Annotated in this window: 25 protein-coding genes and 1 tRNA gene; 12 read left to right on the top strand and 14 right to left on the bottom strand. The window is 37.4% G+C overall.

Going from position 1 to position 23,447, the window contains the following annotated elements; all coding sequences use genetic code 11:
* Positions 1-319: 319 nt before the first annotated feature.
* The 6 genes from tgt to secF all read left to right on the top strand — a co-directional run bounded on the left by tgt (position 320) and on the right by secF (position 5,473).
* Positions 320-1,471, top strand: coding sequence for a tRNA guanosine(34) transglycosylase Tgt (gene tgt, locus ACFSAV_RS03725; RefSeq protein WP_379096314.1), 1,152 nt, complete (start codon positions 320-322; stop codon positions 1,469-1,471).
* Complete coding sequence (locus ACFSAV_RS03720; RefSeq protein ID WP_379096311.1) at positions 1,464-1,979, top strand: hemerythrin domain-containing protein; 516 nt, start codon at positions 1,464-1,466, stop codon at positions 1,977-1,979. The genes tgt and ACFSAV_RS03720 overlap by 8 nt, the downstream gene beginning before the upstream one ends.
* Before the next feature lie 16 nt (positions 1,980-1,995).
* Positions 1,996-2,217, top strand: coding sequence for a sulfurtransferase TusA family protein (locus ACFSAV_RS03715; protein ID WP_101774742.1), 222 nt, complete (start codon positions 1,996-1,998; stop codon positions 2,215-2,217).
* A gap of 101 nt (positions 2,218-2,318) precedes the next feature.
* On the top strand, positions 2,319-2,615 hold the full coding sequence (gene yajC / locus ACFSAV_RS03710; RefSeq protein ID WP_101774741.1) for a preprotein translocase subunit YajC: 297 nt from the start codon (positions 2,319-2,321) through the stop codon (positions 2,613-2,615).
* Between the two features lie 25 nt (positions 2,616-2,640).
* Positions 2,641-4,491, top strand: a complete 1,851-nt coding sequence (gene secD, locus ACFSAV_RS03705; RefSeq protein ID WP_379096308.1) for a protein translocase subunit SecD — start codon at positions 2,641-2,643, stop codon at positions 4,489-4,491.
* 10 nt (positions 4,492-4,501) lie between these two features.
* A complete protein-coding gene (gene secF / locus ACFSAV_RS03700) occupies positions 4,502-5,473 on the top strand; it encodes a protein translocase subunit SecF (protein WP_379096305.1) in 972 nt (323 codons plus the stop codon).
* Between the two features lie 188 nt (positions 5,474-5,661).
* On the opposite strand, the gene ACFSAV_RS03695 is transcribed toward secF, so the two are convergent.
* From ACFSAV_RS03695 to ACFSAV_RS03670, 6 genes are all read right to left on the bottom strand, one after another.
* Positions 5,662-5,925 carry a DUF1294 domain-containing protein gene (locus tag ACFSAV_RS03695; protein WP_379096302.1) on the bottom strand — a complete coding sequence of 88 codons (264 nt, stop codon included), beginning with the start codon at positions 5,923-5,925 and terminating at the stop codon, positions 5,662-5,664.
* A gap of 13 nt (positions 5,926-5,938) precedes the next feature.
* On the bottom strand, positions 5,939-7,201 hold the full coding sequence (gene glyA / locus ACFSAV_RS03690) for a serine hydroxymethyltransferase (protein ID WP_379096299.1): 1,263 nt from the start codon (positions 7,199-7,201) through the stop codon (positions 5,939-5,941).
* Positions 7,202-7,328: 127 nt separating this feature from the next.
* Entirely contained in the window at positions 7,329-8,618 is a 1,290-nt protein-coding gene (gene purD / locus ACFSAV_RS03685; protein WP_379096297.1) for a phosphoribosylamine--glycine ligase, read from the bottom strand.
* Between the two features lie 73 nt (positions 8,619-8,691).
* The gene (gene purH / locus ACFSAV_RS03680) at positions 8,692-10,293 is read right to left on the bottom strand and encodes a bifunctional phosphoribosylaminoimidazolecarboxamide formyltransferase/IMP cyclohydrolase (protein WP_379096294.1); all 1,602 of its coding nucleotides are present in this window, start codon (positions 10,291-10,293) and stop codon (positions 8,692-8,694) included.
* A gap of 153 nt (positions 10,294-10,446) precedes the next feature.
* Positions 10,447-10,851: a DoxX family protein gene (locus tag ACFSAV_RS03675; RefSeq protein ID WP_379096291.1), complete on the bottom strand. Its 405-nt coding sequence runs from the start codon at positions 10,849-10,851 to the stop codon at positions 10,447-10,449.
* Between the two features lie 149 nt (positions 10,852-11,000).
* Entirely contained in the window at positions 11,001-12,728 is a 1,728-nt protein-coding gene (locus ACFSAV_RS03670) for a protein-disulfide reductase DsbD (protein ID WP_379096289.1), read from the bottom strand.
* Positions 12,729-13,196: 468 nt separating this feature from the next.
* Between ACFSAV_RS03670 and arcA the strand changes: the two genes are divergently transcribed.
* The gene (gene arcA / locus ACFSAV_RS03665) at positions 13,197-13,907 is read left to right on the top strand and encodes a two-component system response regulator ArcA (protein ID WP_379096286.1); all 711 of its coding nucleotides are present in this window, start codon (positions 13,197-13,199) and stop codon (positions 13,905-13,907) included.
* Positions 13,908-14,038: 131 nt separating this feature from the next.
* Here arcA and ubiD read toward each other — a convergent pair whose 3' ends face one another.
* On the bottom strand, positions 14,039-15,511 hold the full coding sequence (gene ubiD / locus ACFSAV_RS03660; RefSeq protein WP_101774731.1) for a 4-hydroxy-3-polyprenylbenzoate decarboxylase: 1,473 nt from the start codon (positions 15,509-15,511) through the stop codon (positions 14,039-14,041).
* A 217-nt stretch (positions 15,512-15,728) separates the two neighbouring features.
* On the opposite strand from ubiD, the gene smpB reads away from it, so the two are divergent.
* A complete protein-coding gene (smpB, locus tag ACFSAV_RS03655; protein WP_049216363.1) occupies positions 15,729-16,211 on the top strand; it encodes an SsrA-binding protein SmpB in 483 nt (160 codons plus the stop codon).
* 63 nt (positions 16,212-16,274) lie between these two features.
* On the opposite strand, the gene ACFSAV_RS03650 is transcribed toward smpB, so the two are convergent.
* From ACFSAV_RS03650 to ACFSAV_RS03640, 3 genes are all read right to left on the bottom strand, one after another.
* The gene (locus ACFSAV_RS03650; RefSeq protein ID WP_101774730.1) at positions 16,275-16,484 is read right to left on the bottom strand and encodes a TOBE domain-containing protein; all 210 of its coding nucleotides are present in this window, start codon (positions 16,482-16,484) and stop codon (positions 16,275-16,277) included.
* Positions 16,485-16,577: 93 nt separating this feature from the next.
* Positions 16,578-17,993: a quorum sensing histidine kinase QseC gene (qseC, locus tag ACFSAV_RS03645; protein WP_101774729.1), complete on the bottom strand. Its 1,416-nt coding sequence runs from the start codon at positions 17,991-17,993 to the stop codon at positions 16,578-16,580.
* Positions 17,962-18,633, bottom strand: coding sequence for a response regulator (locus ACFSAV_RS03640; protein ID WP_379096280.1), 672 nt, complete (start codon positions 18,631-18,633; stop codon positions 17,962-17,964). Before ACFSAV_RS03640 ends, qseC begins: the two co-directional genes overlap by 32 nt.
* Positions 18,634-18,996: 363 nt before the next feature.
* Between ACFSAV_RS03640 and ACFSAV_RS03635 the strand changes: the two genes are divergently transcribed.
* From ACFSAV_RS03635 to ACFSAV_RS03620, 4 genes are all read left to right on the top strand, one after another.
* The gene (locus ACFSAV_RS03635) at positions 18,997-19,458 is read left to right on the top strand and encodes an HvfX family Cu-binding RiPP maturation protein (RefSeq protein WP_379096277.1); all 462 of its coding nucleotides are present in this window, start codon (positions 18,997-18,999) and stop codon (positions 19,456-19,458) included.
* A 39-nt stretch (positions 19,459-19,497) separates the two neighbouring features.
* Entirely contained in the window at positions 19,498-19,791 is a 294-nt protein-coding gene (hvfA, locus tag ACFSAV_RS03630; protein ID WP_101774725.1) for an oxazolone/thioamide-modified RiPP metallophore HvfA, read from the top strand.
* Between the two features lie 64 nt (positions 19,792-19,855).
* On the top strand, positions 19,856-20,776 hold the full coding sequence (locus tag ACFSAV_RS03625; protein WP_379096273.1) for an HvfB family MNIO-type RiPP peptide maturase: 921 nt from the start codon (positions 19,856-19,858) through the stop codon (positions 20,774-20,776).
* On the top strand, positions 20,766-21,482 hold the full coding sequence (locus ACFSAV_RS03620; protein WP_101774723.1) for an HvfC family RiPP maturation protein: 717 nt from the start codon (positions 20,766-20,768) through the stop codon (positions 21,480-21,482). The genes ACFSAV_RS03625 and ACFSAV_RS03620 overlap by 11 nt, the downstream gene beginning before the upstream one ends.
* A 537-nt stretch (positions 21,483-22,019) precedes the next feature.
* Here the strand turns inward: ACFSAV_RS03620 and ACFSAV_RS03615 are convergent.
* The 4 genes from ACFSAV_RS03615 to secG all read right to left on the bottom strand — a co-directional run bounded on the left by ACFSAV_RS03615 (position 22,020) and on the right by secG (position 23,351).
* Complete coding sequence (locus ACFSAV_RS03615) at positions 22,020-22,214, bottom strand: anti-sigma factor family protein (RefSeq protein ID WP_101774722.1); 195 nt, start codon at positions 22,212-22,214, stop codon at positions 22,020-22,022.
* On the bottom strand, positions 22,215-22,766 hold the full coding sequence (locus ACFSAV_RS03610) for a sigma-70 family RNA polymerase sigma factor (protein WP_379096269.1): 552 nt from the start codon (positions 22,764-22,766) through the stop codon (positions 22,215-22,217).
* Between the two features lie 131 nt (positions 22,767-22,897).
* A tRNA-Leu gene (locus ACFSAV_RS03605) sits at positions 22,898-22,983 on the bottom strand.
* A gap of 20 nt (positions 22,984-23,003) precedes the next feature.
* The gene (gene secG, locus ACFSAV_RS03600) at positions 23,004-23,351 is read right to left on the bottom strand and encodes a preprotein translocase subunit SecG (protein WP_379096266.1); all 348 of its coding nucleotides are present in this window, start codon (positions 23,349-23,351) and stop codon (positions 23,004-23,006) included.
* Positions 23,352-23,447: the final 96 nt, after the last annotated feature.

Here is a 23,447-nt window from a genome sequence, read left to right as displayed (position 1 = left end):
ACTCTCTATTGTTGTTATAGAAATGACGATACGTGTTGGCTGCGGAAATTTGACTTATGCGTACTGAGCACATACAATGCGCAACATAATTATGCGTTTCATATTTTTATCCTCATATTAAAAATATAACGTTTGGATCAACTAAACAAAGCAACCCAACAGCAACAATTGGCAAACTAAATTTTAGCAGATCCACCACTGTTCTCACTTATACCCAGTCAGAACATTGAAAAAAATCATAGTATAAAGCCTGTTTATTGACACAGGCTTTTTTATTCATAAAACACTTCGAACTGTTTATTCGTTGAAAGGAAATTAAATGAAATACGAACTTGATAAAACAAGTGGTAATGCAAGACGTGGACGCCTTGTTTTTGAACGCCCGCAAGGAACCTTTACGGTTGAAACCCCTGCTTTTATGCCCGTTGGTACTTATGGCACAGTAAAAGGCATGACCCCAGAAGAAGTCCGTGCTACTGGCGCAGAAATCTTATTAGGCAACACTTTCCATTTATGGTTGCGCCCAGGTCAAGAAGTCATGCGCAAGCATGGTGATTTACACGATTTTATGCAATGGCATCGTCCAATTTTAACTGACTCAGGCGGCTTCCAAGTCTTTAGCTTAGGTAAATTACGTAAAATCACTGAAGAGGGGGTGAAATTTCAAAATCCAATTAATGGTGAACATATTTTCTTATCACCAGAAAAATCGATGGAAATCCAATACGATCTTGGTTCAGATATTGTGATGATTTTCGATGAATGTACACCTTATCCAGCCACTTTTGACTACGCCAAAAAATCGATGGAAATGTCATTACGCTGGGCAAAACGTAGTCGTGTTCGCTTCGATGAACTGGGTAATAAAAACGCATTGTTCGGTATTATTCAAGGTGGCGTTTATGAAGAATTGCGTAAGGTTTCAGTAGAGGGCTTAGTGAATATTGGTTTTGATGGTTATGCCGTTGGTGGCTTAGCTGTTGGTGAACCTAAAGAAGATATGCACCGCATTTTAGAATATGTTTGTCCACAAATTCCTGCAGACAAACCGCGCTATTTAATGGGTGTTGGTAAACCTGAAGATCTAGTCGAAGGCGTACGTCGCGGAATAGATATGTTCGACTGCGTCATGCCAACTCGCAATGCTCGTAATGGTCACTTGTTTGTCAGCAATGGCATTGTCAAAATCCGCAATGCCAAATATCGCGATGATACAACGCCATTAGATCCTGAATGTGACTGCTATACTTGCAAAAATTACACTAAAGCTTATTTATACCATTTAGATAAGTGCAATGAAATTCTGGGTGCAAGATTAAATACCATCCATAATTTACGTTATTATCAACGTTTAATGGCTCAAATTCGTGAGGCTATCGAACAAGATCGCTTTGATGATTTTGTACATGAATTTTACGCTAAAATTGGTAAACCTGTTCCACCAATGCAATTGGACGCTCAACATGCTTAATCTGTCACCGCAACAATTTGTGACTTGGGAGCAACCGATTGAGATGCTTTACGCTTGCCATAGTAAAGTCAAGCGTTTTTGCCATCAATTGAGTATATTACCTAGTTATTTGGCAGAACACGGCTGTAACCAAGCAGTAAAAAATGATGTCCAACAAATTCTGACTTATTTTAATCAATCTGCGCCATTACATCACCAAGATGAAGAAGATGATTTCTTTCCTGCATTACTAGCAAAAGCCCCACAAGTGCGGTCAGAAATTGAAAAATTAGCAGCGCAACATAGCCTATTGCATCAAAATTGGGCAGAATTATCCGTGCAATTGAGCGCATTGCTAAGCAATCAACGTGCCAACATTGATGTTGAGCTTATCAGTAAATTTATTGCAAGCTATGATGAACATATTGCAATTGAAGAACCACTATTTGAACTGGGTAAACAGTATTTATCTATTGAAGAATTAAATAGTATGGGCAAAATCATGTTTGCACGTCGTTGCGTAAAATAAGCAAAGGGCAAGTAATATGGATTATTTTCTTGATTTAACCTCATTTACTTGCCCTTTACCTCTGCTAATGAGCCAAAAAGCATTAAAGCAGCTTAATCCAGCAGAAACGCTCACGCTTATACTTAATAATGAAAGCACGATAAATGATATTAAATTACTTTGTCAGCAACAAAATTATCAATTACTGAACATTGAACAAATCAATCGTTGTGCTTATCGCCTAACCCTTCAAAAATAATGCCAATTCCTTTCACTTCACCTGATTTTATGGTATTTTTAGCAAGCGATTTTTTCGTCAAATTTATGTTTTAATTTTACTTTTAAGAAGGGAAATAACAAATGGAAGCTCAACAAGGTAGTCCAATGTCAATGTTATTTATTTTCGTGATCTTCGGATTGATTTTCTATTTTATGATTTATCGTCCGCAAGCAAAACGTAATAAAGAACACAAAAAGTTAATGTCTGAGTTAGCAAAAGGTACAGAAGTATTAATCTCAGGTGGCTTAATTGGTCGTATCACCAAAGTATCACCAGATAGCGACAGCATCATCATTGCATTAAATGACTCTACTGAAGTCACCATCAACCGTAACTACGTTGTTGCAGTGTTACCAAAAGGCTCATTAAAATCTTAATTTTTTCATTCCTAAAGGGAAAACTATGTTAAATCGTTACCCTCTTTGGAAGAACCTAATGGTGATCCTTGTGATCGCCATTGGTGTTTTATATTCTCTTCCAAATCTTTATGGTGAAGATCCCGCTGTTCAAGTTTCAGGAACGCGAGGACAAGAAGCCAATACACAAGTGTTTAGTGAAGTACAAGCTTTATTAAATCAAAATAAGTTAGAAACAAAATCAATTATCTTAGAAAACGGTTCTATTCTTGCACGTTTTCACAATACCGACGATCAACTTCTCGCCAAAGATAAATTGTCTGAAAAGCTCGGCAATAGTTATTCTGTTGCACTTAATCTTGCGCCTGCCACACCAAAATGGTTAACTTCAGTAGGTGCCTATCCAATGAAATGGGGTCTAGACTTACGAGGTGGAGTTCGCTTCTTAATGGAGGTTGATATGAACTCTGCTTTAACTAAGCGTCAAGAACAACTACAAGATGCGTTACGCACTCAATTACGTAAAGAAAAATATCAATATACTGCAATTAAATCGGGTGATAATTTCAGCACCTTAGTCACGTTATTAAAACCAGAACAATTAGACGATGTACAACGTTTCTTGCGTAAACAACATCACAATTTAGATATCAAAGCTATCTCAGACAATACTATTTCTCTAGAACTTTCTGAGGCAGCATTGAGTGAATCACGTGAAAGTGCAATCGAACAAAACTTAACTATTTTGCGTAAACGTGTTTCAGAGCTAGGTGTTTCTGAAGCAGTTATTCAGCGCCAAGGTGCAGAACGCATTGTGGTTGAATTACCCGGTGTACAAGACACAGCTCGCGCAAAAGAAATTTTAGGAGCAACAGCAACGTTAGAATTTCGTTTAGTCAATGAGAATGTTAATCTTGATTCAGCAACACGTGGTTTTGTACCAAATGATTCTGAAGTGAAACTTGATCGTCATGGTCGCCCAGTCGTACTTTATAAACGTGCAGTACTCGGTGGTGAACACATTACTAATGCGAGTTCAGGCATTGATCAACAAACTTCACGTCCACAAGTGAGTGTAACTTTAGACAGTGAAGGTGGTGAAATCATGTCACAAGCGACTCGTTTGAATCTAAAAAAACCAATGGCAACCTTATATGTTGAATATAAAGACAGTGGTAAAAAAGATGAAAACGGTAAAGCTATCTTAGAAAAACATGAAGAAGTCATCAATGTTGCAACAATCCAAGGGCGTTTTGGTAGCCAATTCCAAATTACTGGAATTGATAGCCCAGCAGAAGCATTAAATCTTGCGGTGCTATTACGTTCTGGTGCCTTAATTGCGCCAATCCAAATTGTTGAAGAGCGTACAATTGGACCATCACTTGGTGCAGAAAATGTCCGTCAAGGATTAGAAGCGAGCTTCTGGGGACTGTTGGCTGTTATTGTGTTCATGACCATTTACTACCGTAAATTTGGTCTGATTGCCAATATTGCACTTATTGCGAATATTGTGTTAGTCGTTGGCTTAATGTCATTACTGCCAGGTGCGACCCTTTCTATGCCAGGTATTGCAGGTATTGTATTATCGGTGGGAATGTCGATTGATGCGAACGTACTTATCTTTGAGCGTATTAAGGAAGAAATTCGCCATGGTAGACCAATCCAGCAAGCAATTCATGAAGGATATTCTGGTGCATTTACCAGTATCTTTGACGCAAACTTAACTACTATTTTAACCTCAATTATTCTTTATGCAGTGGGTGCTGGACCAGTCAAAGGTTTTGCAATTACGCTCGCACTTGGGGTAGGTATTTCCATGTTTACCGCCATTGTAGGCACTCGCGCTATCGTAAATTTCTTATACGGTGGCAAGCGCGTAAACAAATTGTCGATTTAGCGAGGATATTGTGAGTTTATTTACAAATAAAAAAGAAACTTCTGAAGTCGGAAATATCAAACTACCATATCGTTTAATTCGCTTTATGGATTTTCGTAAATGGGGCTATCTCGTTTCTGTGCTGGTCATGGTTGCCTCTATCTTCTTCATTGTCACTAAAGGCTTTAATTGGGGGCTAGACTTTACTGGTGGAACAGTGATTGATATAAGCTTTTCACAACCAGCCGAATTAGATAAAGTACGAGTAACTTTAGAGCAAAATAGTATTCAAGGTGCCATCGTACAAAATTCAGGTAGTGTAAGAGATATTATTATTCGCTTACCCGCAGCAATTAGTGATGCCAATATCGGTAACAATGTGAAAGAAATGCTTGCAGTTGCAGTAGATAAAAATGTGACAGTACACAGTATTGAATTCGTTGGTCCAAACGTAGGTGAAGAATTAACACAATCTGCTATTTATGCCACTTTGGCTACCTTACTCATGTTACTAGTCTACATCGGTATGCGCTTTGAATGGCGTTTAGCTGTTGGTGCTGTTGCTTCACTAACACATGATGTAATTGTCACACTTGGTTTCTTCTCGCTATTGCAAATTGAGATGAATCTGACTTTCGTTGCAGCAATCTTAACGGTTGTGGGTTATTCATTAAATGATAGTATCGTCGTATTTGACCGTGTTAGAGAGAATATGCGTAAGATCAGACGTACCGAAGTCATTGATATTATCAATATTTCGCTTTCACAAACTTTATCGAGAACCTTAATGACGTCAGCAACAACAGTAATTGTTGTCGTATCATTATTGGTCTTTGGAGGACCAAGTATCCATAGCTTCTCTGTTGCGTTATTAATTGGGATTGGCTTTGGTACTTACTCTTCTATCTTCGTCGCTATCGCGTTAGCTTATGATTTGGGTTTAAAACGTGAACATATGTTACCGCCAAAAATTGATAACGATGATTTAGATGATATTCCATAACAAATTGTTTTTAAATCGGAAAAAGGTGAAACATCTGTTTCACCTTTTTTATTAAGCAACCAAGTTAAAATAATAATACAGCTTGACGACTTCAATAAATCTATGGACTAGTAAGATGAAATTACCATTGAAGAAACAAGATGCTATATGTTAAGCAAAAGTGCGGTCTGTTTTAGCAAAATTTTGCTTTAATGGTTCAAAATCAGAAAAGATAACGGCACAAGCACAATCCACAAAATTCCCGCAAAACAGACCGCACTTTTAAAAGCAAGCTGTGTTGTTTTATGTTGAAAATGTTGTATGCCTAAGTGTACACCAATGAATCCACCAACAAGACAAAGTAGCCAAAACAGGTATTCAGCAATACGCCATTGTTGTTTAATTGCATGCTGCTTATCTTTATACATCAAAAAATAAGCGGTGACATTTGCCACCGCGAAATAAATAAACATCCAAAGCCAAAGATTAAGCATAGACAGGAAGGCGCTGACAAACTGCTAAAACCTTTTCTTTTGTTTCCGCAATCACTTGTGTTTCATTTTCCTTACCCATCGCATCTAATACATCACACATCCAGCCTGCTAATTCAGCAGACTCTGCTTCTTTAAAGCCACGACGCGTAATTGAAGGTGTTCCCACACGAATACCTGAAGTCACAAATGGTTTTTGTGGGTCATTTGGTACCGCATTTTTGTTTACCGTAATGTTTGCACTACCTAATGCCGCATCTGCGGCTTTACCCGTTAAACCGTGACTGACTAAATCCACTAAGAATAAATGGTTTTCTGTACCATTTGAAACCACGTTATAACCACGCTGTTTAAATACGTCTACCATTGCTTTAGCATTTTTCACCACTTGTTGCTGATATATTTTATACTCAGGCTCAAGTGCTTCTTTAAAGCAGACTGCTTTGGCTGCAATTACATGCACTAATGGACCACCTTGATTAGCAGGAAACACCGAGCTTTGTAATTTTTTATACAGTTCTTCATCTTTTGCTGCCGAAAGAATTAAACCACCACGAGGTCCACCTAAAGTTTTATGCGTTGTTGTGGTAACAACATGTGCATGTGGTAATGGGCTTGGGTAAACACCTGCCGCAATAAGACCAGCAACATGCGCCATGTCAACGAAAAGATAAGCGCCCACTTCATCAGCAATTTCACGCATTTTTGCCCAATCAACGACTTGAGAATAGGCAGAGAAACCCGCGACAATCATTTTGGGTTTGCATTCTAACGCCTTCTGACGAACATCTGCATAATCAATTAAACCGTCAGCAGTGATACCATATTGTACAGCGTTATAGATTTTACCCGAGAAGCTCACTGATGCACCGTGCGTTAAGTGCCCCCCGTGTGCAAGGCTCATACCTAAAATCGTATCATGTGGTTGTAATAATGCGCCATAAACAGCCGCATTTGCTTGTGAACCTGAGTGAGGTTGTACATTGACATAATCTGCGTTGAATAACGCTTTTGCACGATCAATTGCCAATTGCTCAACAATATCCGCATACTCACAACCACCGTAATAACGCTTACCCGGATAACCTTCCGCATATTTATTAGTAAATTGAGAACCTTGCGCTTCCATAACACGAGGGCTAGCATAGTTTTCAGATGCAATTAATTCAATGTGTTCTTCTTGACGGCGATTTTCATCTTGAATTGCTTGCCATAAAACGGGATCGTAATCAGCGATGTTCATACTTCTTTTTAACATTATGATTTCCTCTTTAAGTAAAGATGATTGTGAATTTTGTTAGTGTACAGGTTTATAGCGTATTTTTTAATTAAAATTTAGTCGGAATTTTTTCATTGTTTTAATGAAAAAAATTCATCATGCCAAATTAGCCTTTTTGTTGCTCTCTCGCTACGGCTCGATAACCAATATCACGACGATAAAAACGCCCTGTCCAGTTGACTTTTTCAGCTAAGCTTAACGCTTGTTGTTGCGCATCATAAACGCTATCACCTAATGCGGTCACACATACCACACGTCCGCCATTTGTGACTAATTTGCCTACTTTATTTTCCACACCAGCCAAGAAAACTTTTTGATTTTCGACCGCACTTTCAAGCCCTGTAATCTCATCGCCTTTGCGATAATCACCTGGATAACCTTCTGCTGCCAATACAATACCAAGTGCGGCTTTTTCACACCAGTGTGATTTTTTCTCATCTAACTTACCATCACAAGCAGCAAGGCAAAGCTCGACTAAATCAGACGTTAAACGCAACATAATTGGCTGGGTTTCGGGATCACCAAAACGACAATTAAATTCGATTACTTTTGGCTGACCATTTGGCATAATCATCAGACCAGCATAAAGGAACCCTGTATAAACATTACCCTCTGCCGCCATGCCATTTACTGTTGGATAAATCACTTCCTGCATAATGCGCTCATGAATTTCTGTGGTTACTACTGGTGCTGGTGAATAAGCTCCCATACCGCCTGTATTCAACCCAGTATCATTTTCACCTACACGTTTATGATCTTGACTGGTTGCCATCGGTTCTACATTTTTACCGTCCACCATCACAATGAAACTGGCTTCTTCACCTTCTAAAAATTCTTCAATCACGACACGGCTACCCGCTTCACCAAAGGCATTGCCTGACAACATATCTTTCACTGCGGCTTCAGCTTCTTCTAATGTCATCGCCACAATCACGCCTTTGCCTGCGGCAAGCCCATCAGCTTTAACTACAATTGGCGCACCCTTTTCACGTAAATAAGCCAACGCAGGCTCAACTTCGGTAAAGTTTTGATATTCAGCCGTTGGAATGTTATGACGCGCTAAAAAATCTTTGGTAAAAGCTTTGGACCCTTCTAATTGCGCGGCGGCTTGAGTTGGTCCAAAAATTTTCAAACCAGCTGCACGGAATGCATCTACTACGCCAATAACAAGTGGCGCTTCTGGTCCAACAATCGTTAAACCAACCTTCTTCTCTTGTGCAAAAGCGACTAATTTTTCAACATCTGTCGCCGAAATAGCTATGTTTTCAACTTTATCTTCCAACGCCGTTCCCGCATTACCGGGAGCCACAAAAATTTTACCTGCTAATGGTGATTGTGCTACTTTCCAAGCAAGAGCATGTTCACGACCGCCATTTCCGATGATGAGAATATTCATAATGTTTTCCTGTATTGGTTTATTTCATTCGGTTACTTTTCTTTACGGAAGTAAAGAAAAGTAACAATCCATCCTAATGTCTAAAATGACGCATTCCCGTCAATACCATCACCATATTATGCTCATCTGCCGCATCAATGACCTCTTGATCGCGCATTGAACCACCAGGGTGAATAACACATTGAATGCCCACTTTCGCAGCAGCATCAATACCATCGCGGAATGGGAAGAATGCATCAGAAGCCATTACGCAACCAGCCACTTCCAAACCTTCATCTTGTGCTTTAATTCCCGCAATTTTGGCAGAATACACACGACTCATTTGTCCCGCACCAATACCAATCGTTTGATTATTTTTGGCATAAACAATCGCATTGGATTTGACAAATTTCGCTACTTTCCAACAAAATAATAAATCTTTTAATTCTTGCTCTGTAGGTTGACGCTTACTCACCACTTTTAAATCGGCAAGCTCAACCATACCTAAATCGCTTTCTTGTACTAACAAGCCACCGTTTACTCGTTTAAAATCTAAACGTTGCTCTGCTTGCGCCCATTGACCACAAGCTAAAACTCGCACATTTTTTTTCGCTTTTAATAATATTTTTGCTTGTTCAGACACCGTTGGCGCAACGATCACTTCTACAAATTGACGATCAATAATAATTTGTGCCGTCTCCGCATCAAGTTCACGGTTGAAGGCAATAATGCCACCAAATGCAGAGGTTGGATCGGTTTGATAAGCACGATCATAAGCTTCCAAAATATCTTTACCTAAAGCCACACCACATGGGTTTGCATGCTTCACAATGACACAAGCTGGTTCAACAAAACTTTTTACACATTCTAGTGCGGCATCTGTATCTGCAATATTATTGTAAGAAAGGGCTTTACCTTGTAATTGCGTTGCCGTTGAAACAGAAGCTTCCTTCACTTCTTTTTCCACATAAAATGCCGCTTTTTGATGACCATTTTCACCATAACGCATGGTTTGTTTACGGATAAAATTTAAGTTTAAAGTACGTGGAAATTGACCGCACTTCGCTTCCGTATCTTCTTCCTCTGCCACAAAATATGGTTTGACTAATTGACCAAAATAGTTCGCAATCATTGAGTCATATTGTGCGGTGTGCTCAAACGCCTTAATAGCAAGATCAAAACGCGTTTCTAAAGTTAAGCTGTTTTGGTGCTGATCCATTTCTGCCAGAATCGCTGAAAAATCCTGATTATTGACCACAATCGCTACATCTTTATGATTCTTTGCCGCAGAACGTACCATTGTTGGTCCACCAATATCAATATTTTCAACGGCTTCTTCTAAGGTACAATTCGTTTTTGCTACCGTTGCTGCAAAAGGATATAAGTTCACCACAACCATATCAATAGCATCAATACCATGTTGGCTCATCACCGCATCATCCGTGCCACGACGACCTAAAATACCACCATGCACCTTAGGATGTAAGGTCTTCACACGCCCATCCATCATCTCAGGAAATCCTGTATAATCTGATACTTCGATTACGGGTAAGCCATTATTAGTTAATAATTTTGCTGTGCCACCCGTTGAAAGTAATTTCACACCACGTTGCACTAGGCCTTGGGCAAATTCAACGATACCAGTTTTATCTGAAACGCTCAGTAATGCCTGACGGATAGGACGATTAGCTTGCATTGAAAAATCCTTAAAATTGAGAGTTAAAAATGAGTCATAAAAGAGAAGCACGCATTATAACGCAAACGTTTGCGCTTGTGTGAAAATTTTCAATAAAAAAACGGTCTATTTCCATCTACTGAAACAGACCGTTTTAGCTTATGAAATAGAAAATTAGCCTTTATTATGTCTATTATCAAATGCAAACGCACCTGCACCAGAAACTACAAAATAGCAGAAAACTAAAGCATAAAGCGCCGCTAACTCACCTTGATTAACTACTGGTAACAATACATTTTCTACTGAAGCATGTATGAAAAAATAAGCATAGGCCATTTGACCAGACAACATAAATGCTGCTGGACGAGTGAATAAGCCAAGTATAATCAAAATTCCCCCTGTAATTTCAATTAGCCCACCAATCCCATAAAGTGAAAAAAATTCAACTGCCCCATTACCGCCAGCCATAGAAATAGGGAACTCAAAAAATTTCGCGGTACCATGTAATAAAAACATATAACCAGCAATAATACGTAATAAGGCTAACATATAAGGTTGAAATTTGTTTAATGAATCCATTTTGCTTTCCTTCAATCAATAAAAAAGGTTAACTTCAATTCTATTCGTTGAACTAAAGTTAACCCTATCTTAACAATCATCTAAAAAGCAAAAAACCAGTAAACAAGAAAAGGATTTTTTACTTTAAGTTAATAATTTACATTTGAAAACTAAGGTTTAATTTGTTGTAACCAAGTAGCAAAAGGGGCCGCTTGCATAAAACCTGTCACTCGGCTTCCCACAATTTCATTGCCTTGCTGATCAAAGAAAATAAGTGTAGGTAATCCGATAACTTGTAACTTCTGTAATAATTCACGATTTTGTTCCGTGTTTTTCGTCATATCCACTTGCAATAATAAAATATGCTCAAACTGCTTTTGTACTAGTGGATCAGAAAAAGTATATTTTTCAAATTCTTTACATGCCACACACCAATCTGCATACAAGTCTAACATAGCCATTGCTTTAGGATTTTGTTGTAACACTTGTTGTAACTGTGCATAACTTGTGACTGACTGAAACGGCACATGTTGTGAAATTTCTAATTTTTTAACCGCACTTTTTCCTAACACCTCACTCTGCAATGGAAAATAATAAACTTTACCTAATACTAAAGCTGCAAAAAGTACGAACCAAATCCAACGACGATGTCTCAATTGAAATAATAACCATAATACAAAGCCAACAGCTAAACTAAACCATAGATGACTTTCTATATCAGGAAAAACACGAGAAAGTAAGAATACAGGTAAGGCAAGTAATACAAAGCCAAACGCATTTTTTACTTGAATCATCCAATCACCAGATTTTGGTAAAACTTTATTGCCAAAAACAGTAATTAAAATTAACGGCGTTCCCATACCTAACGCTAATAAATACAAAGTAATCGCCCCAGTAAATAAATCGCCACTTTGTGCTACATACAGTAACGCCCCCGACAGAGGCGCAGAAGTACAAGGCGAGGCAACTAAGCCTGCAATCATCCCCATCACAAACACACCACTAAACGCACCACTTTTCTGTTGCTGGCTATACTGCGTTAATTTCGTTTGTAAACGGCTTGGTAGCTGTAAAGTGAATAAACCAAACATCGATAGTGCAAGCAAAGTAAAAATAATAGCAAGCGCAACTAAAACATAAGGGCTTTGTAGTGCGACTTGAAATGGCAAGCCTATTGCCGCAACAATCAAACCAAGTAAAGTATAAGTCAATGCCATTCCTTGTACATATGCGATACTGAGTCCTAATGCGCGTGTTGTTGAAGGTCGCTGATTAGCACCAATCACAATCGCAGAGAGCAAAGGCAACATCGGGAGTACACAAGGAGTAAATGCAAGACCTAAACCAAATAAAAAGAACCAAAATACGGCATACTTACTTTGGAATAAACTGGCAGCTAGGCGATCTTGTTCTGCTAACACGGGTGGTTGAAGTGCGGTCGATTTTGGCGAAGTTTCAATCTTTTCTAACACATTTGCTGTAAATATTGGATTGATATCAACAACTTTTGTTTCTGGTGGGTAACAAAATCCAGTTGTACAACCTTGATAGCTGATTTGTAATTGAGCATGCTGATTAATTTTTGATAGAGGAACTTGTAATATCACGTCATTACGATAAATTTCCACTTCACCAAAAAAATCATCTTGGTACTTTTCGGCAGCAGGAAAATCTATTTCGCCGAGTCCAACATTGATCCCGTTAATCTCGAAAGATTGCTTATATAAATAGTAGTTTTCCGCAATTAACCAATTCAGTTCAATCATTTCTGCTTGTTGGCTACTAGAAAAAATAAATGCTTGATCTGCACTTAAAAAACGTGGTTTTTTATCAAAAAAACTAGCTTGTGCCATTAATGCCACTGACAAAAGCAATAAAACTGAGAATATTTTTTTCATAAATACATCATTACAACGAAAATTCATAAGTTACATTCTAGCATAAGCCACTTTCAAATCTAAAAAATATTCAGTAAATAAGCTAAAATTCAGCTAACTTATTTTTTTTATAAAAATAAGTTTTGATCAGGACAGAAAATTATTGTAGGATAGCCTTTATAGTGATATTCCTCAAAATAAACCCATTTTCTGACTACAATGTTGAGGAAAAACTCATCCAAAATATCACGTTATTCACAATTTTGTATGTAACTTAAACGAGCATTCAGCTCTGCTTATTCCCTCAATAACCTCACTCTATTGAGGGATTTTTTTATGATCTAGGTCATGAAATGACTATCTAATTTAACAAAACTCACTTTTTCTATTGTTACAATTATGTTGCAACTATACAATGAGCACGTTAATTTTGTTCTTATCTTGCTAACAAAATTATTAACTTTTAGAAAATTGTAATAGGAAATACAAATGGGAACGCCACAAATTTTAATTGTTGAAGACGAAGCAATTACAAGAAATACGCTAAAAAGTATTTTTGAAGCTGAGGGTTATGAAGTATTTGAGGCTGCAGATGGTGCACAGATGCACCGTATTCTGTCTAATAAAGTCATTAATCTTGTCATTATGGATATTAACTTACCTGGTAAGAATGGTTTAATGCTTGCACGTGAATTACGTGAAACAACTGATACAGCATTAATGTTTTTAACCGGACGCGATAATGAAGTCGATAAAATTTTGGGTTTAGAAATTGGTGCCGATGACTATATCACTAAACCATTTAACCCGAGAGAATTGACTATTCGTGCAAGGAACTTATTGCAACGTACCATGCAAGAAAATACGAAAGAAGTGGCACAAACTATTGATCAATATCGTTTCAATGGTTGGACATTAGATCTCAATAGCCGGACTCTAATCAATCCAGAAGGTGAAGAATATAAATTACCACGTAGCGAATTCCGCGCTATGTTACATTTCTGTGAACATCCAGGCAAAATCCAAACGCGTGAGGAATTATTGAAGAAAATGACGGGACGCGAATTAAAACCGCAAGATCGGACTGTTGATGTCACTATCCGCCGTATTCGTAAACATTTTGAAGATCATCCAGCAACACCCGAAATCATTACCACAATTCACGGTGAGGGCTATCGTTTCTGTGGTGAATTAGAATAAAAATTTAACAAAGAAAAAGCCTACCAAAGTACTTTTGGTAGGCTTTTTAATTACCAATAAACAACTATCTTTATTTAAGCATTATCTTCTTTTCAAATCATAGACGGTTAGACTTGCTTTTTCTGCCAAAATCAATCTACGATAATGCCTAAACTTTGCCAAATTTCATCCACTCGTTTAACAACCTCAGGATCTTTTTTAATTGGAATGCCCCACTCTCGTTGAGTTTCGCCTGCCCATTTATTGGTTGCATCAATCCCCATTTTTGAACCTAACCCAGCAACTGGCGAAGCAAAATCAAGATAATCAATAGGCGTATTCTCTACTAAGGTTAAATCACGTACAGGATCACAACGCGTCGTCATTGCCCAAATTACATCTTTCCAATCACGTGCATTCACATCATCATCACAGACTATGACAAATTTCGTGTACATAAACTGGCGTAAAAATGACCATACCCCCATCATCACACGTTTCGCATGTCCCGCATATTGTTTCTTAATCGTGACCACAGCTAACCGATAAGAACAGCCTTCAGGCGGCAAATAAAAATCAACAATTTCAGGAAATTGTTTTTGCAAAATAGGAATAAAAACTTCATTTAGTGCTTCCCCTAATACTGCGGGTTCATCTGGTGGACGCCCTGTATAAGTCGAATGATAAATTGGATCCTTACGCATCGTAATATGGGTAACAGTAAACACAGGGAAGTACTCTTGTTCATTATAATAGCCGGTGTGATCGCCATAAGGACCTTCAAGTGCAGTTTCATTTGGATCAATATAGCCTTCTAACACAATTTCTGCACTCGCAGGTACTTCTAAATCATTACTGACTGACTTAACAACTGCCGTCTTAGTTCCGCGCAATAATCCAGCAAACGCATATTCTGATAACGTGTCAGGTATAGGCGTTACTGCACCTAAAATTGTCGCAGGATCAGCCCCCAACGCCACAGACACAGGAAAAGGTTTATCTGGATGTGTTTCTTTCCACTCTTGAAAATCTAATGCACCACCACGATGCGATAGCCAACGCATGATTAACTTATTTTTAGCAATTAATTGCTGGCGGTAAATGCCTAAGTTTTGACGTTTTTTCAAGGGACCTTTAGTAATAGTTAATCCCCATGTAACCAACGGTGCGACATCGTCTTTCCAGCACTGCATAATCGGCAATTTGTACAAATCAACCTCATCCCCTTTCAAAACGACTTGTTGGCAATCAGCTTTGCCCAATACTTTCGTTGGCATATTTAATACTTGTTTAAACTGCGGTAAGCTAGATAAAAAATCTTTAAATCCTTTTGGTGGTTCTGGTTCTTTCAAAAAAGCCAGCAACTTGCCAACATCACGTAATGCTGCAACATCCTCCTGCCCCATCCCCATCGCTACACGTTTTGGGGTACCAAATAAATTACACAAAACAGGAATAGCAAATCCTTTTGGGTTCTCAAATAACAGCGCAGGTCCTCCCGCACGTAACGTGCGGTCAGAAATTTCCGTCATTTCTAAATAAGGATCGACTTCTTGTTTAATACGTTTCAATTCACCACGTTGTTCAAGTAAATCCAAAAAATCACGCAAATCTTTATATTTCATGTTTATTACCTTTTTATTTCAAAATTTTGCAAAAACAGACCGCACTTTTAATCGGCTATCTGCAAAACGACATGTGCTAATACTTAAACACACTTTGATTAAGCGCTGCAACATGAATTGCACTAAGCTGGTTATATTATATCAATCCATCTAGTTTTGCTATCTCAACAAAGTTTAGGTAGAATTCCCCAATTCATAGTTGATAAAACGGATAATCATGACAAAGAAAAAAGCCAAAGTAGCCTCAAATACGATTGCGCTAAATAAACGTGCAAGACATGACTACTTTATTGAAGATGAAATCGAAGCTGGGCTTTCATTACAAGGCTGGGAAGTTAAATCAATGCGCGCAGGCAAAGCTAATATCAGCGACAGCTATATTATTTTCAAAAATGGCGAAGCCTATTTATTTGGTGCAACAATTCAACCATTAAGCCTCGCCTCGACACATATTGTGTGTGATCCTACTCGTACGCGTAAATTGCTATTAAACCAAAAAGAATTAGCTTCTTTATTTGGTAAAGCGAATCGCGACGGCTATACTATTGTTGCTCTCTCCCTTTATTGGAAAGGTGCCTGGGCGAAAATAAAAATTGGTTTAGCCAAAGGGAAAAAACAACATGATAAGCGTGAAGATATTAAAGAGCGTGAATGGAAAGTCACTAAAGATCGGATCATGAAAAACGCTCGACTTGGTTAAAATAACAATTAAAAAAGCCTTGTGACTGTATCTACAAGGCTTTTTTACGCACTTAAACAGAAATTACTCAACGCCAACCATAACAGAAGTTGCTTTGATAATCGCATAAGCTTCTTTGCCGACTTCAAGTTGTAATTCTTGTGCCGCAGCAAGAGAAATTGTGGAAGTAATGATGTTACCCGCACCAATATCAATACTCACTACCGCATTTACTGCTCCTTTTTCTAAGCCAACAACTTTACCTTTCAATTGGTTTCTTGCACTGATTTTCATTATGTTTTTTCCTCTTTAAGAATTAAGTGAATAAAATTCAGTAAAAATGTGTCTTGATTATAACCAATAATAAAAATCAAATAATCACTCTTTCTAGGTTTTATCAAATAAAATCAAAACGCTAAATCCACTAATAATGCCTTGCGAATTTTTTACATTTTCTAACTGTACTTGATAATGGTGTAATTCCGCAATACGATGTACGATCGATAGCCCCAGCCCACTGCCCTTATCATTCTGCCCCGCAGGACGATAAAAACGTTGACCTAATTTCACTAAATCAGCCTCACTTACCCCTTCACCATTATCCTCAATTAATAATCTATCTCGCTGTAAAATCACTTTAATTGTACTGCCATCTGGGCAATATTTAATAGCATTATCAATCAAATTACGCACCATCAAAGATAATAATAATGGTTGTCCTTGCATAATTGCAGGCTTAGAAATCAATTCAAATTGCAACTCAATTTGACGTTTTTGTGCAGCAAAATATCGCTCTCCTATTAATGAAGTGACTAAAGCTTGCCAATCTACATTTTCAACACTTTCTAATTCATTTAAATTATCTAAACGTGAAAGCGTTAATAATTGGTCAATTAACTGGCTCGCACGATCAATTCCTTTAGTTAGATTCTCTAGCGCTTCCTGTCGCAACGCAGCATCATCACCAACAATTTGTGCCACCTCTGTTTGAACCCGTAGTGCTGCTAAAGGGCTTCTTAATTCATGTGCTGCATCAGAAGTAAAACGCCGTTCGCGCAGTAACATCGTTGCCGTACGATCAAAAAATTGGTTTAAGTTCTGTACTAATGGCAAAATTTCTTTCGGCAAATGTGCTGTTGCAATTAAAGTATTATCATCTGGACTACGTTGTTCTAATTGCTCACTGACCCGTCTTACACTTTGTAATTCACGCGTGACTACCCAAACAATAATCCCTAATAAGAAAGGCAAACTAGCAAACCAAATCCACATTTGACCAAATACCATCTTATTAATTAAATCATTGCGATAATCTAGCTCCTGCCCTACAGCAATGACTAGACGCCCATTATTTACAGGTAACCAAAAAATACGCCATTTATCATCATCACCTAAAATATGGTTTACTGAAAAACCTTTTTTAGGCGTAAAAATAAAATTATCGCCATTATGACCATCACTTAATAAGATGTTGCCATCTTGTGTAAATACTGCAAAACCAAGCGCATCATCATCAAAACCGACTTTCTTAAACTTCACTGGCTGATACTTTGAGGCTCTATTCTCAATTAAAATATTACGTAAATTCGACGAAGCTAAACGTTGTGCAAACAGTACTTGTTGCGCATCAAATAGTTCATTAACTTCCTTGCGAACTTGAAGCCAAGCCACGGCTGTGGAAATAAGCCAAGTCGCTAATGCAGTCAATGACAGCACAAGAATTAAACGAAAACGCAAACTTTTATTTGAAATCACCCTTTTTTCCAATGATTCAGAGCGCGTCATCATTTTTCCCCAATGCATACCCAACACCATGTACTGTACGAATAAATTGCTTACCTAATTTTTGGCGTAAATTATAAATATGCACTTCAAGGGCATTGCTACTCACTTCATCATCCCAAGTGTACAATTTTTCTTCAATTAATGTACGAGCTAGAACACGCTCTTTATTGAGCATAAATAATTCAAGCAACTTATATTCCCTTGTTGTCAGTGATATTTCTTCATTTTTTAAAAATACTTTACGTTGATTTGGATCGAACTTCACTAAACTGTGTTCAATTACAGGATTAGTTTGTCCATAACGACGGCGAATCAACGCTTGCAAGCGCGCAACAACTTCAGCCAAGGCAAAAGGTTTACATAAGTAATCATCTGCACCACGTTGTAACCCAGTAATACGCTCATCTAAAGTATCGCGTGCTGTCAAAATCAATACTGGTACGTCATATTTTTCTCGGCGCCAAATTTGCAAAATATCAAGCCCATCCATTTTTGGTAAAGTCAAATCAAGCACGACTGCATCATAAGGTGCACTTTTCACTGCTTCTAATCCCGTTTTTCCATCTTTAAACCAGTCCACCGTAAAACCTGATTTAGTTAACCCTGTCTGTATCCCATTACCAATCAGCGTATCATCTTCTATTAATAAAATTCGCATATTTCACACCGCACTTTTTCGCTCAATTCAACCAATTGTACACAAAATAAGCATACAAATCTCAATCAAAATCAAACATAACAAACAAAACTGAAGAAATACTTAATAAATTTAATATTGATAACCAATTGTATTGAGAATGACAACCATAATAAAAACTGCATCAAAACTGACCGCACTTAGCTTTTCTCTACTCATTTTCGATATAACACAATTTTTTAAAAAAAGTTGTAAGAAAAAGATAATAGGCGCGACTAATACCCCAGAATAAGGAAATTCAATAAGAAAAATTAAAAAAAGTTGTAAGAAAAACATTTTTAATTCGACTAATTCAACGTAAACGGATTTATAAGGACAAAAACAATGGATAAACAGAAATGTTATTTTCAAGCAGTAAGCACAGGGACTGGCTTGTTAGGTTTACGCCTTTTTCTCGCTTGGGAGTTTTTTGAATCGGGTATGGAAAAGTTGAATGGAGAGAACTGGTTTATGGAAGTACAAGATAGCTTTCCATTCCCATTCAATTTACTGCCAACAGATTTGAGCTGGCTATTAGCAATGAGTGCAGAATTATTACTACCAATATTTCTTGTACTTGGCTTAGCAACTCGTTTTAGCACTTTAAGTTTAGCAATTTTAACCGCTGTTGCATGGTATACCGTACATGCTGGAGCAGGTTATAACGTGTGTAGCAATGGTTACAAAATGGCATTAATTTACTTAGTGGCACTACTACCATTATTTACGCAAGGAGCAGGGATGCTTTCTTTAGACTCTCTATTACAGAGAAAATTTTCAACCAAAAATTGGTTGAAGTTCCTTTAATCATTTAGTTCAACACAATTAATAATAGGAGATTTAAGTATGAAAAAATTAGCAACTTTAGCAGCATTAGCAGGCGCATTAACTATGGCAGTTTCAGCACCAGTAAGCGCAGAAACTAAAATGGCAGATAAAGCTGAGCAATGCGTAGAAGGCAAATGCATGAAGACTAAAGCTGGTGAAGGTAAATGTGGCGAAGGTAAATGCGGCGCACATGGCGACAAAGCAAAAGCTGGCGAAGGTAAATGTGGTGAAGGCAAATGCGGCGCACATGACCATAAAAAAGCAAAAGCTGGTGAAGGCAAATGTGGCGAAGGTAAATGCGGTTCTAAATAATCTTATTTTGCTGGTGTAACGTTTTTTGCACCAGCGCTTTTTCAAAATTAATGGAGTCAATACGATGTTAAAAGGTGCAGGATTGGGCTATCGTCGCGACTTAGCCGATGATTTTTTATCACTTCCAACAGAAAATGCAATTCAATTCATGGAGGTCGCTCCTGAAAACTGGATAAAAATGGGTGGTGCAGCACGCTATAAATTTGATCAGGCTGCTGAACGTTTTCCATTAGCAGTACATGGATTATCACTTTCTCTAGGTGGACAAGCTCCTTTAGATCGTGAATTGTTAAAAGGCATTAAAACATTGATGACACAATATAATTCAGTCTTTTTCTCTGAGCATCTAAGTTATTGTGAATGTGAAGGTCATCTTTACGATTTATTGCCGATGCCATTCACAGATGAAGCAGTTAAACACGTTGCACAGCGTATTCGTGAGGTACAAGACTTTTTAGGGTTACGTATTTCACTTGAAAATACGTCTTACTACTTACATTCACCAACAAGTACAATGAACGAAGTTGAATTCTTAAATGCCATTGCTCAAGAAGCAGACTGCGGAATTCACTTAGATGTTAATAATATTTATGTGAATGGTGTCAATCATGGTTTACTTGATCCTTATGTATTCCTTGATAAAGTGGATGTAAAACGTGTAGATTATATTCACATTGCAGGTCATGATGAAGAACACGCATCTGCGAAGCCAATCCAAGAAACGGGTGAATCTTTTAACAAAGTAAAAGGTGAATATCGCCATTTACCTGAACTCTTAGTGGATACGCATGGAGAAGCCGTTAAAGGGAGTGTTTGGGATTTATTAGAATACACTTACCAACGCTTACCACAAATTCCACCGACATTATTAGAGCGTGATTTTAATTTTCCACCATTTGCTGAATTATATGCGGAAGTTGAGCATATTGCGAAATTACAGCAAAAATATGCGAAACCAATGCAGGAAAATCGTTATGCAGCCTAAATCAAATCTTGTAAAAACACAAAATGCGTTGGCACAAGCCGTTCGTTTAGGTAATGCAGATCCGCTTAATAATTATGCACCCAATCGTTTAGCTATTTATGCGCGTTTAGTACGCAACAATACTTTTAGTTTTATTGATCGTTGTTTTGTTGAGGCACCTCGCCATATTGCAGCAGATGCTTGGCAAGAAGTAAAAGAAACCTTTGTCAGAGAAGGCAAGGCGCATTCTCCTTATTTCCAAGATATTGCAGGCGAGTTTCTTACTTTTTGCCAACAAAGAAAAGTATTCAATGCCAATGTCCTTGCGTTAATGGATTTTGAAAATACACAGCTACTTGCTGAGGTTGTCACCACTACCGTACCTGAGACATTTGTATGGGATAGAAATACAGAAATGGGCTTATCAAAAACAGCCTTTCTAAAAAGCTATGACGTTGATTTTTTATCTAGTGATTTCGCTACCTTTGCAGAAACACCTTGCCAGCTTATTGTATGGCGAGATAGTGATTTCGCAGTAAATCAGCAACAATTATCAGAGCTTGATTTCTGGTTACTTACTTATCTTGCAGAACAAACGATATCCTTAGAAAATCTGCTAAATGCATTAAGTACCATTATTGATGATAGTGAACCATTAAAACCCTTATTGGAACAAGCTTGGGTTAAATGGGTAAATGCAGAAGTAATTTATCCAATGGAAGGGTAAATTCAGCTAAGGCTGATTTTAAAAGGACTTAATTCTAAGTGCGGTCGAAATTTTCAAAATTTTTACCGCACTTTTTTATTACAACTGAAAACTATCTTCGCTGAAAATAGTCACCGCCTTAAACGGTTTTACTTAAATAAAAAACACATAAAAATTTTGCTGAAAAGTTAATAATCATCATAAAGAAAAAACTTATGAAGCAATTCAATACCACAAAAGTAACTTCTCTGAAAATACTATTCACTTTTTAAATGCCGTCTTTAGCAATTTAACTACTAACAACCTGAACATGCTAATTGCAGAACACAACAAACTATTTTTTTACTCTTATTTGTGTTGAAATATAGGTTATATAGATTTCTGAAAGCACTAATCCAAGCTACTACTCTCTTAATGTGAGTCTTTATTGAATAAGCACAAAATGAGCAAATTATATTTGCTAAAATCACTATCCAACGAAATCATCTATCATTTATGCAATAAAAAAGCCTAGTGCGACAGCTAGACTTCCTCTTACTTTAAATATAACAACATTGATCATTTATTTTCTGCTTTATCCTGTTCTGTAGCAAAATCTTTCATCATTTGACTTAAGCTTTCACAGTTCTTACCAAAATTATCACATCTTGGACACATTAAACGATGTAAACGTACCCCAACACTTTCCGCAAATGAGAGTTGCCTTTCATGAGACTCTGAAATTAATTTAGTTACTTTGAAACAATACTTCATTTATCTCTCCCCCATTTTTGTTGTCAAACAATGTTGCAATTGTAAACGCGCCCGATAGAGCAATACATGTAAATTAGACACTGTAATTTGTTCAGACGAGCAAATATCATCTGTAGTACATTCTAAATATTCACGCATCATAAACACTTTAGCTTGTACTGCAGGCAAACGAGTCAAACAAACTTCAAACAATGCCCAAAATTGCTCTGAATAAACTGTATTTTCATCTTCTTGTAAACGTGATAGCGCATATTCTTTCTTCCAACGACCACTTTCAAAGAAACTATTTTCATCTTCATCACTTACTAAATCACTTTCTACAACAAAGCGATTATTAACACGTAGATAATCAATAATCTTGTTCTTCAGGATAGCAAAAATCCATGTTTTTAATGCAGATTGTCGCTTAAAACTCTCTATATTTTTCAATGCACTAACAAATGCTTCTTGCACAATGTCTTCAGCTAAAACTGGATCTTTTATCTGTAATTCTGCAAATTTCAACATCTGCCCACGGATTGCTTCAAGTTCTTCCGATGAAATACTTTGCATATTCATTTCCACCTTTATTTAATTCATTAAATTTTATCAAATTTTAGCCATATCACAAACTAGTTTATTACTAAACTAAAGTCGACAAAAAAGGCTAGAATTCTAAAAATTCTAGCCTAAATAAATCTATTTGGTGCTCTGAGCGAGACTTGAACTCGCACGTCCTATGGACACTACCCCCTCAAGATAGCGTGTCTACCAATTCCACCACCAGAGCAAATTTAAATTCTTTTTAATTTATTGAGGAATATCACTATTTTTACTTTCAACAGCTGGCGCTTCTACTTTTTGTTGCTGTTGAATTTGTTCAGCCGTTGAAGATAAATCATCAAAAGCACCTTGCTTCACATTGTTACGATGTGAGTTGATATTACCAATCACAATACTAATAACAAAAAATGCTGTTGCTAAAATTGCAGTCATTTTAGATAAGAAGTTACCTGAACCTGCTGAACCAAAGATAGTACCAGACGCGCCACCACCAAAAGATGCACCTGCATCTGCACCTTTACCCTGTTGAAGTAAAATCAGAACAATCACAGCAAGTGAAATTAATAGATAACCAATTAATAGTGCTTGATACATTATACTTTTCTCTACATTCGCAAATTAGCATTGAAAATAACGTGCGGATATTAGCGGACATCCACACATTTTGCAAGTTTTTTCATGAAAAATGAC

Source organism: Pasteurella oralis, from assembly GCF_042681465.1.
GTDB classification, from domain to species: Bacteria; Pseudomonadota; Gammaproteobacteria; order Enterobacterales; family Pasteurellaceae; genus Pasteurella; species Pasteurella oralis.
This window is presented reverse-complemented; position numbering and strand designations above follow the sequence as displayed.

What these genes read in the sequence shown, in the direction of transcription:
- tgt (WP_379096314.1), top strand. Translation starts at nt 320, where the DNA reads ATGAAATACGAACTTGATAAAACAAGTGGTAATGCAAGACGTGGACGC.
- ACFSAV_RS03720 (WP_379096311.1), top strand. Translation starts at nt 1,464, where the DNA reads ATGCTTAATCTGTCACCGCAACAATTTGTGACTTGGGAGCAACCGATT.
- ACFSAV_RS03715 (WP_101774742.1), top strand. Translation starts at nt 1,996, where the DNA reads ATGGATTATTTTCTTGATTTAACCTCATTTACTTGCCCTTTACCTCTG.
- yajC (WP_101774741.1), top strand. Translation starts at nt 2,319, where the DNA reads ATGGAAGCTCAACAAGGTAGTCCAATGTCAATGTTATTTATTTTCGTG.
- secD (WP_379096308.1), top strand. Translation starts at nt 2,641, where the DNA reads ATGTTAAATCGTTACCCTCTTTGGAAGAACCTAATGGTGATCCTTGTG.
- ACFSAV_RS03695 (WP_379096302.1), bottom strand. Translation starts at nt 5,925, where the DNA reads ATGTTTATTTATTTCGCGGTGGCAAATGTCACCGCTTATTTTTTGATG.
- glyA (WP_379096299.1), bottom strand. Translation starts at nt 7,201, where the DNA reads ATGTTAAAAAGAAGTATGAACATCGCTGATTACGATCCCGTTTTATGG.
- purD (WP_379096297.1), bottom strand. Translation starts at nt 8,618, where the DNA reads ATGAATATTCTCATCATCGGAAATGGCGGTCGTGAACATGCTCTTGCT.
- purH (WP_379096294.1), bottom strand. Translation starts at nt 10,293, where the DNA reads ATGCAAGCTAATCGTCCTATCCGTCAGGCATTACTGAGCGTTTCAGAT.
- ACFSAV_RS03675 (WP_379096291.1), bottom strand. Translation starts at nt 10,851, where the DNA reads ATGGATTCATTAAACAAATTTCAACCTTATATGTTAGCCTTATTACGT.
- ACFSAV_RS03670 (WP_379096289.1), bottom strand. Translation starts at nt 12,728, where the DNA reads ATGAAAAAAATATTCTCAGTTTTATTGCTTTTGTCAGTGGCATTAATG.
- arcA (WP_379096286.1), top strand. Translation starts at nt 13,197, where the DNA reads ATGGGAACGCCACAAATTTTAATTGTTGAAGACGAAGCAATTACAAGA.
- ubiD (WP_101774731.1), bottom strand. Translation starts at nt 15,511, where the DNA reads ATGAAATATAAAGATTTGCGTGATTTTTTGGATTTACTTGAACAACGT.
- smpB (WP_049216363.1), top strand. Translation starts at nt 15,729, where the DNA reads ATGACAAAGAAAAAAGCCAAAGTAGCCTCAAATACGATTGCGCTAAAT.
- ACFSAV_RS03650 (WP_101774730.1), bottom strand. Translation starts at nt 16,484, where the DNA reads ATGAAAATCAGTGCAAGAAACCAATTGAAAGGTAAAGTTGTTGGCTTA.
- qseC (WP_101774729.1), bottom strand. Translation starts at nt 17,993, where the DNA reads ATGCATTGGGGAAAAATGATGACGCGCTCTGAATCATTGGAAAAAAGG.
- ACFSAV_RS03640 (WP_379096280.1), bottom strand. Translation starts at nt 18,633, where the DNA reads ATGCGAATTTTATTAATAGAAGATGATACGCTGATTGGTAATGGGATA.
- ACFSAV_RS03635 (WP_379096277.1), top strand. Translation starts at nt 18,997, where the DNA reads ATGGATAAACAGAAATGTTATTTTCAAGCAGTAAGCACAGGGACTGGC.
- hvfA (WP_101774725.1), top strand. Translation starts at nt 19,498, where the DNA reads ATGAAAAAATTAGCAACTTTAGCAGCATTAGCAGGCGCATTAACTATG.
- ACFSAV_RS03625 (WP_379096273.1), top strand. Translation starts at nt 19,856, where the DNA reads ATGTTAAAAGGTGCAGGATTGGGCTATCGTCGCGACTTAGCCGATGAT.
- ACFSAV_RS03620 (WP_101774723.1), top strand. Translation starts at nt 20,766, where the DNA reads ATGCAGCCTAAATCAAATCTTGTAAAAACACAAAATGCGTTGGCACAA.
- ACFSAV_RS03615 (WP_101774722.1), bottom strand. Translation starts at nt 22,214, where the DNA reads ATGAAGTATTGTTTCAAAGTAACTAAATTAATTTCAGAGTCTCATGAA.
- ACFSAV_RS03610 (WP_379096269.1), bottom strand. Translation starts at nt 22,766, where the DNA reads ATGCAAAGTATTTCATCGGAAGAACTTGAAGCAATCCGTGGGCAGATG.
- secG (WP_379096266.1), bottom strand. Translation starts at nt 23,351, where the DNA reads ATGTATCAAGCACTATTAATTGGTTATCTATTAATTTCACTTGCTGTG.